Genomic DNA, 16,982 nt, shown 5'->3' with positions numbered 1-16,982 from the left:
ACTCGGGATTAAGATGATGGGATGGATGATTTTTCAAAACAAATCGCATTTTTAGAGCAACACTCCAATTACGCTCGTCGCTGGTTAAGTGCTAAACCTGAATGGAGGGGTTGGCTGCAGTCTGTTGGGCCGCACGCGATTACCTTAGAAGGAATCCAGGGTCTTTTAGAGCCTTGCAAGTTTGATAGTTTGACTGCAGGGCAAGATGAGGCGCAATTTATGGCGGATTTACGTCTTGCTCGCCAGCGATTGATGCTTTGGTTAGCTTTTCGCGATCTTAATGGCTTGGCTGATCTGAAAGAGGTGACGCATAGCCTAAGCCATTTTGCCGAATTCGCAGTGCATCATGCCTTGACTTTCATTCATCAGGATTTGCAGTCACGCTTTGGTATTCCATGGAGCGAGTCTACCCAATCTGAAATGCCGTTGATGGTTGTGGGGATGGGGAAGCTCGGTGGCCTAGAGTTAAATCTTTCATCTGATATTGATTTGATTTTTTTGTACGAGCATGAAGGTGAGACAAGGGATGGCCCAAAGAGTCTTTCTCATCATGAATGGTTTACCCGCATGGGAAAGCGATTGATCAAGCTTTTATCTGAGCATGATGCAAATGGTTTCGTATTTCGTGTGGATATGCGTTTACGACCAAATGGTGATTCAGGTCCATTAGTTTGCAGTCTCGATATGCTAGAAGAGTATTTATTGGTACAGGGACGAGAGTGGGAGCGTTACGCTTGGATCAAGGGAAGGTTGATAGCACCACTGCCAGGCACCAAGGATCATACTCATTGCGAAAAAAGTCTTGAGCAATTAATTCGCCCCTTTGTCTATCGTAGGCATTTAGATTATGGGGTGATCGCATCAATTCGTGATTTGCATGCACAAATTCAGCGGGAGGCGGAGAAGCGTTCAGTAGGACACCAAGGGCGTTCGCATGATATTAAGTTGGGGCGGGGTGGAATTCGTGAAATTGAATTCCTAGCGCAAATGTTTCAGTTAATGCGCGGAGGTACAGATCCGCGATTCAGGGTGCGTCCAACTTTACAGGTATTAGATTTGATTCGCCAACGTGGCATCTTGCCGGCAGATGATGTAACTCATCTTGAGGGTGCCTATGAGTTTTTAAGGCGTCTAGAGCATCGCATCCAGGTTTGGGATGACCAGCAAACCCATTATTTGCCAGACCAAGCTGATATTCGCGAACGTCTGGCTATCTCGATGGGCTGTAAGGATGAGGCTAGTTTTTTAGGTGTACTACAAGCTCATCAAAATAATGTGGCGCGATTATTTGAAAAGGCATTCTTATTGGATGACGAGACGCGACTCGATCTCGCACCCCTCGAAGATACTTGGTTGCCAGACGCCCAGATATTTCCGCAATCCTTGGCTCGCTGGAATGCATGGATCGCGAGCACGAAAGCCAAGCAATTGCCTGAAAAAAGTCGACTGATTTTTGATAACTTGGTTCGAAGTGCTGCCGATGCTTTGATGAGTAAGCGCGACGCTACTGAAGATATTGATAAGACTTTGTCACGCTTTTTTGATTTGCTTGAAGCAATTGCCCGAAGAAGTGCTTACTTATCTATATTGGCTGAGTATCCTGGCGCATTGTCCAATGTGTTGTCTTTGCTTCAATCATCTCAGTGGGGTGCGCAGTACCTCATCTCTCATCCGCATCTACTGGATTATCTGCTTAACCCGAATATGGAAAGGGCATTGATCGATCATCCAGAAGATTATTGGCGAGAAGTAAAAGCCAATCTGGATATGCGCTTAGACGATGTAATGGCAGATGGTGATGGATCAGAGCAAGCGATGGATATTTTGCGTGTAACCCATCACACCGAAACATTTATTACGCTATTGGCAGATTTGGGAATTGGTGTAGAGCAAGCTCTTTCGGTCGAAAAAGTTAGCGATCACTTATCCGCGCTTGCCGATTTAATTCTGCAGGCTACTTTTGAACGTGTATGGTCATTGGTGGCTAAAAAATTTGATCTGCCGAAAAATTTAGCCCCAACTTTTGCCATCATCGCTTACGGAAAATTAGGTGGCAAAGAGCTTGGTTATGCTTCAGACCTTGATTTAGTTTTTTTATATCAAGCAACAGAAAATGATTATGAGGCTCAAGAAATATATGCCTTATTAGCTAAGCGCATGATCAATTGGTTAACAGCGTTCACCTCTACTGGTAGCCTGTTTGAGATCGATACACGTCTTCGTCCAAATGGTTCGGCTGGATTCTTGGTTACGAATGTGGATGCATTTAGAAAATATCAAATGCGTGAAGGTGACAATGCTGCTTGGGTTTGGGAGCATCAAGCACTTACCCGTGCCCGCTTTGTCGCTGGAAATGTTTTGGTAGGCAATTTATTCGATGCAGTTCGCCAAGAGGTATTGAGTCAGCAACGCGATATTGATCATCTTCGCAATGAAATAGTTGAGATGAGACGTAAAGTTCATGAGGGCCACCCCAATCCAACAAACGATTTCGATCTAAAGCATGATGCAGGCGGCATGGTAGATATCGAATTTATCGTCCAGTTTTTAGTACTGGCTTATTCGCATCAGCATCCGCAACTGATTGGTAACTTAGGCAACATTGCTTTATTGCGAATAGCCGCTGAAGTGGGATTAATTGAGGCAGATATTGCAAAAGCCGTTGGTGATGCATATCGTTTGCTAAGAGCAAGACAACATCGTTTGCGTCTAGATGGCGCTGAAAAAACGCGGATCCATTTAAGTAATGAGTCTGATTTGCTGATCGCTAGAGACAATGTCTCATTGCTATGGAAGCGTGTTTTTAAGACTACCTCTAATACAGAGCTGATTTAATGTTGTTCTAGAAGCTCGCGTGCGTGACGGCGGGTGGTGTCGGTGATTGTTGCACCACCGAGCATTCTGGCGACTTCCTCGACGCGTTCTGATCTACCAAGGGTTTGAACTTGTGAAACCGTTTTATCCCCAGCCTGAGACTTGCTGACCTTGAGGTGGTGATTGCCTTGCGCGGCCACCTGGGGCAAATGGGTGACGCACAAAATTTGATGTGATTGACCCAGTTGATGCAATAGTTTGCCAACGGTTTCGGCTACTGCGCCGCCAATACCCGCATCCACTTCATCGAATATGAGTGTTGGTGTAAATGATGCTTTACTGGTGATAACGCTGATTGCTAGGCTAATGCGCGCCAGCTCGCCCCCTGAGGCTACCTTGGCTAATGATCTAGGGGTGCTACCAGCATGACCCGCTACTAAAAATTCAACTTGTTCAAGTCCATGTGAACCACCCTCTTGGAGAGGGTTTAAGGTAATTTCTAAACGTCCACCCGCCATAGATAAATCTTGCATGGCATTTGTTATTTGATTGCCAAGGTCGTTGGCGGCTTTGCTGCGATGCTCTGAAAGTTGCTTTGCTAGTTTTAGGTAGCTAGCCTCTTCCTGTTTTACTTTTTCTCTTAGTGCTTCAATGTTTTGTGAGGCTGTGAGCGCTTCTAGGCGGTCTGCAGTTTCCAGGAGAAGCTGCGGTAACGCATCAACATCAGCTCGATATTTTTTAGCGGCGCCATGTAAAGCTTGCATTCGTTCTTCTACTTGTTCAAGACGGGCAGGATCTAAATCTATTTTTTGTAAATAACGGTTTAGACCATGAATCGCTTCATCGAGTTGAATATGAGCGCTTTCAAGAGAATCACTCACATCTTTTAATGCGGCATCGTGTTCCGCTAGCGCGCCGATATTGCCACATACTTTGGATAAAGAAGATTCTAAAGAGTTGTCGGCGTCGCTCAAAATCTCAATAGCTTCTTGGCAGCCCCCAATTAATTTCGCTCCATTAGCTAACCTAGCGTGCTCCAACTGAATCTGCGCCCATTCACCTTCTTGTGGAGAAAGTTCAGTCAGTTCTTCTAGTTGCCATTCAAGCCTCTCGCGTTCCCGCTCAATATCTTGCCCTGCGTTCTCGGCTTGTGCCAAGCGTCGACGAGAGTCGCTCAGAATTTTGAAAGCTTGTGCAACATTGGAGGCTAGGGGCAGTAAACCGGCATGGCGGTCTAGCAACTCTCTTTGGGCGCCACTCTTGAGAAGCAATTGATGTGCGTGTTGACCATGAATATCAACCAATTGATCGCCCGCTTCGCGCAATTGCGTCAATGTGGCAACGCTACCATTAATAAATGCACGACTGCGACCATTGGACTCCACAATTCTTTTTAGCAGTAGGGTCTGACCTTCATCTTCGTCTGGAAGTCCTTGTTCATCAAGCCATTTCCCAAAGGATTGAATGAGCTCTGCTTCTATCCTAAAGGTAGCGGAGATTTCTGCCCGGTTACTGCCCTCCCGAATTTGGCTGCTATCAGCTCGCTCACCAAGAACAAGGCCTAAAGCATCTAGCAAAATAGATTTGCCGGCACCTGTTTCCCCAGTTAGAACAGTAAAGCCGCTGGCAAAGTCGAGCTCAAGTTGGTCAACAATGACAAAGTCGCGAAGGGAGATGGTTTGAAGCATGTATTAGCGTAGCTGGAAACCCGACATTAAAAAGTCGATGGGTACTCATTCCAATGCAGTTTTTCACGTAAGGTTTTGTAGTCGCTATGACTGCGAGGGTGTAGGAAAGTGATTGTCTTATTGGACTGACGCACTTCAACCTTATCGCCGCTTTGCAAATTGGTTTGTGATTGCATATCAAAATTCACAATGACATCAAGACCATTAACCACTTCAATAATCGTAACGCTATCTTGCGGCAAAACGATTGGTCGATTGGAGAGTGAGTGTGGTGCGATTGGGGCCAGCAATATACCTGCAACATGCGGATGCAATATGGGGCCACCGGCAGACAAGGCATAGGCAGTCGAACCAGTTGGCGTTGAGACAATTAAGCCATCGGAGCGCTGGTTGTACATAAATGATCCATTAACATGCACTGCTAATTCAACCATTCCAGAAATGCCAGAACGATTTACCACCACATCATTGAGAGCTAATGCGTGGTTCATTTCTTTACCCGCGCGAATGACTACAGCATCTAGTAAGGTGCGTGTGTCCGCTTCATATTCACCAGCGATGATTTGGGGCAAAGTATCTTGAACGGAGCGAATGGGAATATCAGTCATGTATCCAAGTCGTCCCATATTGATTCCGACAAGTGGTACTTGGCTGCCAGCAAGTTGGCGGGCAATTCCGAGCATGGTGCCATCCCCACCTAAAACTACAACCAAATCAATTGCCCCAGCAAAGTCTTCCGCAGTCTTGGTGGGATAGTCTTTTAAGCTTAATTGGCTAGCTGTAGAGGCCTCTATATAGACTTCACAACCTAGGCTGTTGACCAGTTTAGCTAGCTCCCTGAGGTGCTCATCAATGCCATCCGCCTGGAATTTGCCCACGAGAGCAACTCGGCTAAAGGCCTTCTTGGAAGAATTTGGGGATGGGCTTAACATATGATGATTAAACCATAGGCATAAAATCCCTTCCACCATGGATGAACGTTCTCGCGCCTTACTAAAAACCCTCATCGAACGCTATATCGAGGAGGGCCAGCCTATTGGTTCCCGCACGCTATCGAGATTTTCAGGTTTAGACCTGTCAGCGGCGACTATTCGCAATGTGATGGCAGATCTAGAGGATATGGGCTTGGTTACGAGTCCGCATACCTCCGCAGGCCGGATTCCAACTCCTAGAGGGTACCGACTCTTTGTGGACACCATGGTGACGGTGCGTCCATTAGAAGAAATGGCCGCAAAAGAAGTAGAAAAAGGCTTATTGCCGGATTCTCCTCAACGGGTGCTCAATTCCGCTGCACAAATATTGTCTAATCTCAGCCATTTCGCCGGGGTGGTGATGACGCCGAAGCGAGCTCAAGTTTTCAAGCACATTGAGTTTTTGCGTTTGGGTGAAGGCAAAATTTTGCTCATTATGGTGACGCCAGAAGGCGATGTGCAGAATCGTATTTTGCCAACCAATCAAGATTACACACCAAGCCAACTGATAGAGGCGGGCAACTACATTAATACGCAGTTTGCTGGAAAAAGTTTTGAACAAGTGCGCCAACACTTGCGGGCGGATTTGGATAACTTGCGTGCCGATATTTCTGGTTTGATGGCGCTAGCTTTGCAAAGTGGTGTAGCGGATTATGACCTGAGCCGGGGTGACATGCTGCTCTCGGGGGAGCGTCGCTTGCTAAATGTTGGCGACCTGAGTTCTAACCTTGATAAATTGCGCAAGATGTTTGATATGTTGGAGCAAAAATCCGTACTAATGCAATTATTGGATGTATCCAGTCATGCTGACGGCATTCAGATTTTTATTGGTGGCGAGAGCGATTTATTGCCTTATGAAGATCTAGCGGTGATTAGTGCACCGTATAGCGTTGATGGTCAGATCGTAGGCACCTTGGGAGTGATTGGCCCTACCCGAATGGCTTACGATAGAGTGATTCCGATTGTAGATATCACATCTAAATTGTTATCGGGTGCCCTCAGCTCTTGAGTATCGGGTCCTACCAACAGTTCTTATTAAGCCCTTATTAAATAGTTACTAGAGAAATTTATCTTGAATCAAAATCCACACTTGCGCGCAAGTAAAACAGCAGTCCTTCTCTTAAATTTAGGAACGCCTTCTGCGCCTACCCCTAAAGCGGTAAGAGCGTACCTAAAAGAATTTTTATCAGACCCACGGGTTGTTGAGATTCCACGATTTATTTGGTGGTTTATTTTGAATGGCATTATTTTGCCGATTCGCAGTAGCGCATCCGCTAAAAAATACGCATCCATTTGGTTGCCTCGATTAGGTTCGCCATTGATGCATTACTCGCGTTTACAAGCAAAAGAATTACAAGAAAAATTTACAAATGAAGGGCACACTGTCTTGGTAAGTTTGGCAATGCGCTATGGTAAGCCTTCAACCCAAGAAGTCCTTGAGAACCTAAAGGCAGAGGGCATGGAGCGCTTATTGCTATTACCTTTATACCCTCAGTACTCTGCCACTACGACGGCATCTAGTTTTGATGAAGTGTTCCGAGTACTCAGCACTTGGCGCAATCAACCTGAATTGCGTTTGGTAAAGCATTATCACGATAACCCCGCTTATATTGCCGCTTTACGTGATCAAGTGTTGAGCAGTTGGGATAAAGATGGGCGCCCTGATTTTTTAAGAGGTGATCGATTGGTCATGTCTTTTCATGGACTACCAAAACGCAACCTGATGAAAGGTGACCCCTATCATTGCGAATGTCTGAAGACTGGGCGACTACTAGGCGAAGCGCTAGGCCTAGATTCAAATCAATACATCGTTACATTTCAATCGCGTTTTGGTAAGGCGGAGTGGTTAAAGCCCTATACCGCTCCTACATTAGAAAAATTAGCGAAAGAAGGTTGTCAGCGCGTTGATGTATTTTGCCCGGGCTTCCCAGCGGACTGCCTAGAGACTCTAGAGGAAATCGCGATGGAAGCAAGAGAGTCCTTTCTAGAGCGCGGCGGCAAAGATTATCGATATATTCCATGCTTGAACAGCAGTCCGAAGTGGATTGAGGCCTTGACTGATATTGCATATACGCATTTACAGGGATGGTCATTGGGGTCTGAGTCTTCTGAAGAACTTGCAAGGCGCAATGATCGGGCAGAGTTTGTTCAAAAGCAGTCTTGAAATTGAATAAACTGACCCCACATATCAAAGCAATTGCCTTCAATATAGAAAAGTGAATTTTTGTCCATGACTCAAGAAAACCAAAACCAATCGACCGAGCAAGAGAATTCTGCCGCTCCTTCTAGCGCTGAAAATGTAGCTGCTACAGACGTGCCTGAGGTAAAAACTCCTGAGCAAGAAATTGCAGAGCTCAATCAAAAGATTGCAGATTTACAGGACAATTTCTTACGTGCCAAAGCTGAAGGTGAAAATATTCGTCGTCGTGCTGTTGAGGACGTTGCAAAAGCACACAAATTTGCTATTGAGAATTTTGCCGAACATCTAGTTCCGGTAACAGATAGTTTGTATGCCGCACTCAGCACAGATGTGGGTGATGCAAAAGCATTTAAAGAAGGCCTGGAAATTACGCTCAAACAACTTCTGTCTGCGTTTGAAAAAGGCAAGATGACTGAAATTAATCCTGCAATAGGGGATAAGTTTGATCCTCATCATCATCAGGCGATTGCCTCGGTCCCATCAGAGCAAGAGCCCAATACCGTAGTTTCGGTAATGCAGCGGGGCTACACCGTAGCCGATCGGGTTTTGAGACCAGCGTTGGTGACTGTAAGCGCTCCAAAATAAGTAAAAAACCTGAAAAATTGCATAAAAAAGGCAGATTTCTGCCTTTTTTGCTATTTCAGCCCTTGAATTTGGATGAATTAACCCCATTTAACGAGTATTGGAATATTCGCGGCAATTCGGGGTCATTCACTGAGTTGCCACTCAAATTGAAACAACTTAGAAGTACAACAAAGTAATTTAATTTTTTGGAGCCATTATGGGAAAGATTATCGGAATCGACTTAGGAACCACAAACTCATGCGTTTCAGTCGTAGAAAACAATGCGCCTAAAGTTGTAGAGAACGCAGAAGGCGCTCGCACTACACCATCCATCATCGCTTATGTTGAGGATGGCGAAGTATTGGTTGGCGCCCCAGCGAAACGTCAGTCAGTAACAAACCCAAAAAACACTATCTATGCAGTGAAGCGTTTGATGGGTCGTAAATTTACTGATCCTGAAGTACAGAAAGACATCAGCTTGATGCCTTACTCGATTGTTCAGGCGGACAACGGCGATGCTTGGGTTGAAGCGCGCGATAAGAAAATGGCGCCACAGCAAGTGTCCGCTGAAATCTTACGCAAAATGAAAAAAACTGCTGAAGATTATTTGGGCGAAGAAGTGACTGAGGCTGTGATTACAGTTCCTGCTTACTTTAACGATAGCCAACGTCAGGCAACTAAAGATGCTGGCCGTATCGCTGGTTTGGATGTGAAGCGCATCATTAATGAGCCTACTGCTGCTGCATTGGCTTTTGGTTTGGATAAGCAGGACAAAGCTGATCGCAAGATCGCTGTGTATGACTTGGGTGGCGGTACATTTGACGTATCCATTATTGAAATCGCCAACGTGGATGGTGAGAAGCAATTCGAAGTGCTTTCCACAAATGGTGACACTTTCTTAGGTGGTGAAGACTTTGACCAACGCATCATTGACTGGATCATTGCTGAGTTCAAGAAAGAGCAAGGCGTAGATTTGAGCAAAGACGTATTGGCGCTACAACGCTTGAAAGATGCCGCTGAAAAAGCCAAGATCGAATTGTCTTCTGCTCAACAAACTGAAATCAATCTGCCTTACGTGACAGCTGATGCGAGCGGTCCTAAGCACTTGAACTTGAAGCTAACTCGTGCAAAGTTGGAGTCTTTGGTTGAAGAACTCATCAATCGCACTGCAGGTCCTTGCTTGACTGCGATTAAGGATGCTGGTGTTAGCGTTTCTGATATTGACGACGTGATTTTGGTCGGTGGTCAGACACGTATGCCTGCGGTTCAAGATAAAGTAAAAGAGATCTTTGGCAAAGAGCCTCGCAAAGACGTAAATCCTGATGAAGCCGTAGCTGTTGGTGCTGCAATCCAGGGTTCCGTATTGTCTGGTGACCGTAAGGACGTATTGCTCTTGGACGTTACCCCATTGTCATTGGGTATTGAAACTCTTGGTGGCGTGATGACTAAGATGATTCCAAAGAACACTACGATTCCTACCAAGCATTCACAGGTGTACTCAACTGCTGAAGACAATCAGCCTGCGGTAACCATTAAGTGCTACCAAGGTGAGCGCGAGATGGCTTCTGCCAACAAGTTGCTTGGTGAGTTTAATTTGGAAGGTATTGCGCCTGCACAACGCGGCATGCCACAAATTGAAGTGACCTTTGATATCGATGCCAATGGTATTTTGCATGTCACTGCAAAAGATAAAAACACTGGCAAAGAGAACAAGATCACCATTAAGGCAAATTCTGGTTTAACTGAAGAAGAGATTCAGCGTATGGTTAAAGACGCTGAAGCGAATGCTGCAGAAGATAAGAAAGCGCTTGAGTTGGTTACTGCACGCAACACTGCGGATGCCTTGGCTCACTCAACCAAGAAAGCCTTGGAAGAGCATGGTGCTGGCCTAGAAGCTTCTGAGAAGAGCGCAATCGAGGCAGCTCTCAAGGAATTGGATGAGGCTATCAAAGGTAGCGACAAGGCAATCATCGAAGCGAAAACCGAAGCATTGGGTAAAGTCAGTCAGAAGCTAGGTGAAAAGGTAATGGCTGCAGAGCAGGCTAAGGCTGGCGCTGCAGGTGCGGCTCCTGGTGGCGCAGCCCCTGGTGCAGCCCCAGATGCCGATGTAGTTGATGCGGACTTTAAAGAGGTTGATGACAAGAAATAATGAAGTCAAAAACTATTTTTTAACAAAGTTTTGAAGTGTTTAAATAACAAGTCGGCCTCGTGCCGACTTGTGCCATTGAGGTTGTTGGGAAGTTGAGAGGAATAGGCCGTGCCTAAAAGTAAACGCGATTTTTATGAAGTTCTTGGTGTAGCGAAGGGTGCTAGTGATGATGAGTTGAAAAAAGCTTATCGCAAGCTAGCGATGAAATACCACCCAGACCGTAATCCCGACAGCAAGACTGCGGAAGCGCAATTTAAAGAGGCAAAAGAAGCCTACGAAACACTATCTGATCCCAACAAGCGTGCTGCTTATGATCAATATGGTCATGCTGGTGTAGATCCATCGATGGGCGGTGGTTTTGGTGGTGGGTTTGGCGGCGGTGGATTCGCGGATGCTTTTGGCGATATTTTTGGAGACATTTTTGGCCAAGGTGGTGGTCGCCATGCTGGCCCGCAAGTCTACAAAGGCGCGGATTTGCGTTACAACATGGACATTACCCTTGAGCAGGCTGCCGAAGGATATACCACCCAGATTCGTGTGCCTAGCTGGAGTGATTGCAAGCCATGTCACGGCACGGGTGCTGAACCTGGTACAAAAGCAGAAAAATGTTCTACTTGCGATGGTCATGGTCAAGTGCGTGTGCAGCAAGGTTTTTTCTCAATGCAGCAAACTTGCCCCAAGTGTCGCGGTACTGGTGAATACATTCCAAAGCCTTGTAAAACTTGCCATGGCACTGGTAAACATAAAGAGCAAAAAACACTCGAGATCAAGATTCCTGCTGGCATTGATGATGGAATGCGTGTGCGCTCTGTTGGCAATGGTGAGCCTGGAATCAATGGAGGTCCAGCGGGGGATCTCTATGTAGAGGTACGCGTTAAGCCACACAAGGTGTTTGAGCGTGATGGCAGCGATTTGCATGTGCAGATGCCAATCTCTTTTGCTACGGCAACAATCGGTGGTGAGATCGAAGTGCCAACGCTCTCAGGTCGTGTGGAGTTTCCCATTCCCGAGGGGACGCAAACTGGTAAAACATTCCGCTTGCGTAATAAGGGAATCAAGGGACTTCGCTCTACGCTGGTTGGAGATTTATTTGTTCATGTGGTTGTTGAAACCCCAGTCAAGTTAACTGATGACCAAAAGAAATTACTCAAACAGTTTGACGATAGTTTGAAGTCGGCTGGCGACAAACACAGCCCACAACAAAAGGGTTGGTTTGATGGTGTGAAAAGCTTCTTTAGTTAAACATCAAATTGCTTATTTAACTAACCTGCAAAACCATGTTCCGCTCCGGGAAATTTCCCGGACTTCACTTCGCGGACGTAGGCCTTCACGGCCGCTTCAATCGAATGGTGACCTTCCATAAAGTTCTTTACGAACTTGGGAGGCTTACCAGGGCTAATGCCCAACATATCTTGTAGTACCAATACTTGACCAGAGCAATCGGGGCCAGCGCCAATACCAATGGTTGGAATGGATAAAGCTTCAGTAATCTTTTTACCAAGCGATGAAGGAATGGCTTCGAGCACAATCATTTGAGCACCCGCTTGTTCGCATGCAATCGCTTGCTCAAGCATCAAGCTTGCCGCGTCTTTGGATTTTCCTTGAACTTTATAGCCACCTAAAACATGAACCGACTGTGGCAGCAGACCAAGGTGTGCACACACAGGCACACTACGCTCAACTAAGTATTGAATGATCTCAATTTGCCAATCACCACCTTCTAGTTTGACCATATCTGCACCAGCACGCATTAAGGTCGCAGCAGAATCCAAAGCTTGTACTGGATCACCATAGCTAGCAAATGGCAAATCAGCAATAACAAACGCATGACTGTTGGCACGCGCTACACATTCGGTGTGGTAAGCAACTTGCTCGACTGTCACTGGGGTAGTGCTAGTGTGACCCTGAATCACGTTACCAAGAGAGTCGCCAATCAAAATGGTTTCGACACCACAGCGATTGAGTAGCGCTGACATTGTGGAGTCATATGCTGTCAGCATTGAAATCTTCTCACCCTCGGCATGCATTGCGAGGAGCTTAGTAATTGTGATTGGCTTGTCGCCCTGTAAGTAACCCATGGCGAGAGTTTAATGAATTAATGCGCCGTTTGGCTATAAACGTCTTTTTCCCCGCAATTGCAGTTGCGGCAGGGTAGTTTTTCGATTCGTTGGTGAGCTACTTTGGGTAGGTAGGTCTTTAACTCGCCTAAGTTTGGTAGACAGAAATCAGGCGCAATCTCTAGTAAAGGTAGTAGAACAAACGACCGTTCAATGATTTTGGGGTGGGGCAGGATTAACTCAGTTTCATTTTGAGTAACGCCCTCAAAAGACAAAATATCGAGATCTAGAGTTCGCGGGGCGTTTGCGTAGGGTCGTTCTCTACCAAATTCTTGTTCAATTGCTTGGCAAACATGCAGTAGACCATAGGGGCTGAGTTCTGTTTCGATTTCAATTACAGCATTGATGTAGTCGCCACCAGTAGCTTCAACAGGCGCGCTTTGATAGAAGCAACTTTTAGCAAGGATGTGAAGTTGGGAACGTTGCGCTAAGCAAACAATGGCGTCGGTAATGAGCTGACGCGTATCACCGATATTGCCACCAAATCCGATAAAAGCTCGTGCCATACGATTCCAAATTCAAGATGGAATTACTTTACCGAAATTTATATAAGTTTGCTTAGCTCGAAGATGCTTCTATTGGAGTTGTGGGTTTTGGTTTTCTGCGCCGCCTTCTTTTTGTTGGCGAGTTAGTGGTATTGCCTAGCTCGGTCTTAGCGCTAGCCATTAACGCCTCCTGCCCTACTGGATCTGCTGCAATGAAGCTAGTCCACCATTCACCAAGTGCGGGGCTTTGCTCGCCTGTTGCGCAACGCAAGAGCATAAAGTCATAGCCTGCCCTAAAACGGGGCATTTCAATCAAGCGATAAGGGTAACGCCCTACACGTCTTTCGAAGCGGGGTTGCATCGACCAAATTTCTCGCATGTCGCTCTCAAAACGGCGCTGTATGGTCATGCCGCTACTTTGGGTTGCGATGGTTTCGTCCATGGCATCTTGTAGTGCCGGAATATTAGCCATTCCTTTGGCAAGGTTTGTTTTCCAATTTTTCAGAAGATCTGGCCAAAGCAAGGTGGCGAATAAAAATCCTGCAGATACACTTTTCCCAGATTGGATGCGTTGATCTGTATTGGCGAGCGCTAATTTCACAAAAGCATTTGCGCCAATAGCATTTTCGCTGTCATCAAGGATGCGGTCTAGCAGAGGGAGTAGCCCGTGATGCAATCCTGCTTCCTGAAGACCTTGAATAGCCGCCCAAGAGTAGCCAGACATGAGAAGCTTCAGTATTTCATCAAAGAGCCTTGCTGCTGGCACATCTTGTAATAGCTTGCCTAATCTAGCAATCGGCAAGCGAGTATTTTGATCAAGACTAAAGCCGGTTTTAGCGGCAAAACGAATCGCTCTGAGCATCCGCACGGGATCTTCCCGATAACGTTTAGCTGGGTCGCCAATCATGCGCAAGGTTTTTCTTTGCATATCTGCCATGCCACCGTGATAGTCCAGGACAGTTTCGGTAGATGGGTCGTAATACATGGCATTGATCGTAAAGTCGCGGCGGGCAGCATCCTCGCCTTGCGAGCCCCAGACGTTATCTCGCAAGATACGACCGCTTTCTGCTACATGATCACCAGCGTTATCGAGTAGCGCTCTAAAAGTAGACACTTCGATGATTTCTGGGTGACCTTTGCCAAAGAAGGTGACATGAACAATTTGAAAGCGTCTACCAATGAGGCGCGCTTTGCGAAAGAGTCTTTGTACTTGATCTGGTGTTGCGTTAGTTGCTACATCAAAATCTTTTGGCTCAATCCCTAAAACGAGATCTCGTACTGCGCCACCGACAATAAATGCCTCGTAGCCAGCTTGTTGCAAAGTTTGGGTAACTTTGACCGCGTTTTTAGAGAGAAGATGTGGGTCGATACGATGAGATTTTTTAGGAATCCGCTTAGGAGCTCCCGTTTGATTAGCTTGCGTATGCTTAACCATGGGGTCACGCCGCAAAATGCGTTTTAAAAACTTAGTAATCATGCAAACAACTCAAGAATGGGCCAATTGCGTGATTGTGCTTCCTTGCGCAGACGATCATCGGGATTGGTTACAACGGGATGGCTAACTTGTTCAAGCAATGGCAAGTCATTGATGGAATCGGAATAAAAATAGCTGCGTGGTAATTGAGCAAGTGCGAGTTGTTGTTGCGCAAGCCAACTATGCACATTCAAAATTTTGCCTTCACGAAAATTTGGACTGCCTTTGACTTCGCCCGTGAAGTCGGCTAGCGGGTTATCGCCATGAGTTGCTGGTTCAGTAGCAATCAAATGCTCAATACCAAAGCGCTCAACAATTGGGCGTGTAACAAAGCTATTGGTAGCCGTGACAACGCAACAAAGATCGCCAGCATCTTGATGTTGTTTGACTAAATCAATGGCTTTTTGACGCAGCTGGCCATTAATCACCTCATGCATGAATTGATCATGCCATTCTTTCAGTTGTGCGCGCGAGTGCTCGGAAAGCGGCTTTAGAGCAAAGCGCAAAAATTCATGAATGTCGAGCTTGCCATCTTTGTAATCTTGGTAAAAGCGTTCATTTTGTCGCGCATAGTATTCGCTATCAACCACACCAATACGTGCCAGAAACTGCCCCCATTCATAATCGCTATCGCAGGGAAGTAAAGTGTGATCTAAATCAAAAAGGGCTAAGTTTGTCACTAGTGAAATATCAAAAAATTATTTGGGTTGCAGGAGCTCGCGCACCAGCGGTAAGGTTACAGCACGTTTAGTTTCCAAAGAGTAAGCATCCAAAGCATCGATTAATGCCATCAAGTTAGGCATGTCACGATAAAAGCGATTTAGTAACCATGGCACTACTTCCGGTGATAGCACCAAGCCACGGTCTTTGGCTGCTTGCTCTAAAGCTTGTATTTTCTCATCATCACTCAAGAGCCGAGTCTGAAAGACTAGTCCCCACCCGAGGCGTGTTCGTAAATCTTCGCGTAGTACCAGGTTAGCCGGCGCAGCATTGCCAGCCATAAAGATATGAATATTCTTGCTGGCTTGAACTGAATTCAAAATACGAAAAAGAGCGCCAACCAGCCTGTCATCTAAATAATTCACATCATCGACGGTGATGATGGAGGCCTCATCGTTTTGCGCTAAAGCTAAAATTTTCTCTTCGAGTCGCACCCAAGTGATAGGTTCATTAGGTGATAAGGCAAACGAGTGAAGGCCAGCTAATTCTGCTGCGTTAGCAATCGCTTGAAGTAAATGTGTGCGCCCAGATCCCTCAGGCCCCCACCAATAAAGCCAACGATGATTTAGCGGATTATTGATTTTCTCTGGTAAGTCTTGCTTCCAAGAGTTACAAAGTGCTTGCAGGGTTGAGATGAGTGCGCGATCGTTTCCAGGAAGATAATTTTCAAGACTTGCTTTTGGAGTGTGGCTGATATCTAAAGCAAACTGCTTTGGCAGTGGAGACGTATTCATTGCAGCGAAATTACTTTTGGTACCAAGTGCTTTGTGTATAAACAGTCCAAAGGTATTTAACCAATACCAAGCTCACTGCGCTGATCGGTAGCGCCAAGAGAATGCCGAAGAAGCCGAACAGTTTTCCAAATAAAAGCAACGCAAACAACACGGCTACAGGGTGTAATCCGATACGTTCGCCCACTAGTCGCGGGGTAAGGAAGAAACCCTCAATAAATTGCCCAAGACCAAAAAGGACGAGCACTCCGAGTGCTTCTGTATTGGGGCCAAACTGTAAAAGTGCCGAAACAATTGCAAGACTTAGGCCTAAAGCAATGCCAATATAAGGAATGACAATCATGAGGGCTGTGAATACGCCCAACGCCACAGCACCCTTGATGCCGATTAAAGCAAGGCCAGCGCTGTAGTAAGCCGCCATGATGGAGACCACCATCAACATTCCACGCAAGTATTGAGATAGAAGGCCATCTGTGTGCATGGCAAGGTGGTGCACGGTTTTTTGCGCCCGTACTGGAACAATGGTTTGTAGCAAGCCAAAGAAGTGCGTCCAGTCAATTAATAAGTAAAACATTACAAAGATGATCAGTACTCCGTTCACAAAGCCTGCGATTACTGAGCTTCCTGACAATAGAACGGTATCGAGGATGGAGCTCATTAAGGTGTCTGCATTTTCATTGATATGCGTTGTGATTTTTTGAATAGCATCCACTTTGAGTGCGGCCCAGTCAAAATTGATATGCAGGTCATTTAGCTTTGGACCAAGCCAAGTTTGGGTATTACTGATCCAGCTAGGGATCTGAGCACGAATGAGCGGAATTTCGTATTTGAGCAGCCCAATAAATAGGCTAAGAATAGAAAAAATGAGACCTAGCCCAAATAGGACGGCTAGGCCAGCAGCGAGGCCGCGAGGGATGCGGTGCTGTTCAAGCCATAGGCAAACCGGTCTGAGTGCGTATGCCAAGATAAATGCGGTCAAAAATGGGGTAAAAATTTCAGCCATTACGAGTAATCCTCTAGAATTCAATGATTCTACTGACCCAGTCGCATTTTTTACTAATATTCCTGC

At 46.0% G+C, this 16,982-nt stretch carries 14 protein-coding genes; 6 read left to right on the top strand and 8 right to left on the bottom strand.

Annotated features, from left to right (window positions below; translation table 11 throughout):
* Window positions 1-21: 21 nt before the first annotated feature.
* On the top strand, window positions 22-2,835 hold the full coding sequence (gene glnE, locus NHB34_RS08415) for a bifunctional [glutamate--ammonia ligase]-adenylyl-L-tyrosine phosphorylase/[glutamate--ammonia-ligase] adenylyltransferase (RefSeq protein WP_353427192.1): 2,814 nt from the start codon (window positions 22-24) through the stop codon (window positions 2,833-2,835).
* Here the strand turns inward: glnE and recN are convergent.
* Both recN and NHB34_RS08405 read right to left on the bottom strand, forming a co-directional pair.
* Complete coding sequence (gene recN / locus NHB34_RS08410) at window positions 2,832-4,502, bottom strand: DNA repair protein RecN (RefSeq protein ID WP_353427191.1); 1,671 nt, start codon at window positions 4,500-4,502, stop codon at window positions 2,832-2,834. The genes glnE and recN overlap by 4 nt on opposite strands.
* Window positions 4,503-4,528: 26 nt before the next feature.
* Window positions 4,529-5,434 (bottom strand): NAD kinase, encoded by a 906-nt coding sequence (locus tag NHB34_RS08405; protein ID WP_353427190.1) that lies wholly within the window; start codon window positions 5,432-5,434, stop codon window positions 4,529-4,531.
* Between the two features lie 37 nt (window positions 5,435-5,471).
* Here NHB34_RS08405 and hrcA point away from each other — a divergent pair, with 37 nt between their 5' ends.
* The 5 genes from hrcA (at window position 5,472) to dnaJ (ending at window position 11,628) form a co-directional block, all read left to right on the top strand.
* On the top strand, window positions 5,472-6,482 hold the full coding sequence (gene hrcA / locus NHB34_RS08400; protein ID WP_353427189.1) for a heat-inducible transcriptional repressor HrcA: 1,011 nt from the start codon (window positions 5,472-5,474) through the stop codon (window positions 6,480-6,482).
* A 63-nt stretch (window positions 6,483-6,545) separates the two neighbouring features.
* Window positions 6,546-7,637 carry a ferrochelatase gene (gene hemH / locus NHB34_RS08395; RefSeq protein ID WP_353427188.1) on the top strand — a complete coding sequence of 364 codons (1,092 nt, stop codon included), beginning with the start codon at window positions 6,546-6,548 and terminating at the stop codon, window positions 7,635-7,637.
* Window positions 7,638-7,703: 66 nt separating this feature from the next.
* Window positions 7,704-8,258 carry a nucleotide exchange factor GrpE gene (gene grpE / locus NHB34_RS08390; RefSeq protein WP_353427187.1) on the top strand — a complete coding sequence of 185 codons (555 nt, stop codon included), beginning with the start codon at window positions 7,704-7,706 and terminating at the stop codon, window positions 8,256-8,258.
* Between the two features lie 196 nt (window positions 8,259-8,454).
* Entirely contained in the window at window positions 8,455-10,386 is a 1,932-nt protein-coding gene (dnaK, locus tag NHB34_RS08385; protein ID WP_353427186.1) for a molecular chaperone DnaK, read from the top strand.
* A gap of 108 nt (window positions 10,387-10,494) precedes the next feature.
* Window positions 10,495-11,628: a molecular chaperone DnaJ gene (gene dnaJ, locus NHB34_RS08380; RefSeq protein WP_353427185.1), complete on the top strand. Its 1,134-nt coding sequence runs from the start codon at window positions 10,495-10,497 to the stop codon at window positions 11,626-11,628.
* 20 nt (window positions 11,629-11,648) lie between these two features.
* Here dnaJ and panB read toward each other — a convergent pair whose 3' ends face one another.
* The 6 genes from panB to NHB34_RS08350 are packed head-to-tail and all read right to left on the bottom strand — an operon-like array spanning window position 11,649 to window position 16,916.
* Window positions 11,649-12,464, bottom strand: a complete 816-nt coding sequence (gene panB / locus NHB34_RS08375) for a 3-methyl-2-oxobutanoate hydroxymethyltransferase (RefSeq protein WP_353427184.1) — start codon at window positions 12,462-12,464, stop codon at window positions 11,649-11,651.
* A 17-nt stretch (window positions 12,465-12,481) separates the two neighbouring features.
* Entirely contained in the window at window positions 12,482-13,009 is a 528-nt protein-coding gene (gene folK, locus NHB34_RS08370; RefSeq protein ID WP_353427183.1) for a 2-amino-4-hydroxy-6-hydroxymethyldihydropteridine diphosphokinase, read from the bottom strand.
* Window positions 13,010-13,061: 52 nt separating this feature from the next.
* Window positions 13,062-14,465, bottom strand: coding sequence for a polynucleotide adenylyltransferase PcnB (pcnB, locus tag NHB34_RS08365; RefSeq protein ID WP_353427182.1), 1,404 nt, complete (start codon window positions 14,463-14,465; stop codon window positions 13,062-13,064).
* Window positions 14,462-15,142, bottom strand: coding sequence for an HAD family hydrolase (locus NHB34_RS08360; RefSeq protein WP_353427181.1), 681 nt, complete (start codon window positions 15,140-15,142; stop codon window positions 14,462-14,464). The genes pcnB and NHB34_RS08360 overlap by 4 nt, the downstream gene beginning before the upstream one ends.
* Before the next feature lie 18 nt (window positions 15,143-15,160).
* Window positions 15,161-15,916, bottom strand: coding sequence for a DnaA regulatory inactivator Hda (gene hda, locus NHB34_RS08355; RefSeq protein WP_353427180.1), 756 nt, complete (start codon window positions 15,914-15,916; stop codon window positions 15,161-15,163).
* A 10-nt stretch (window positions 15,917-15,926) separates the two neighbouring features.
* Window positions 15,927-16,916, bottom strand: a complete 990-nt coding sequence (locus NHB34_RS08350; RefSeq protein WP_353427179.1) for an AI-2E family transporter — start codon at window positions 16,914-16,916, stop codon at window positions 15,927-15,929.
* Between the last annotated feature and the right edge of the window lie 66 nt (window positions 16,917-16,982).

Source organism: Polynucleobacter sp. MWH-UH19D (genome assembly GCF_040409795.1).
GTDB lineage: Bacteria > Pseudomonadota > Gammaproteobacteria > Burkholderiales > Burkholderiaceae > Polynucleobacter.
This window is presented reverse-complemented; position numbering and strand designations above follow the sequence as displayed.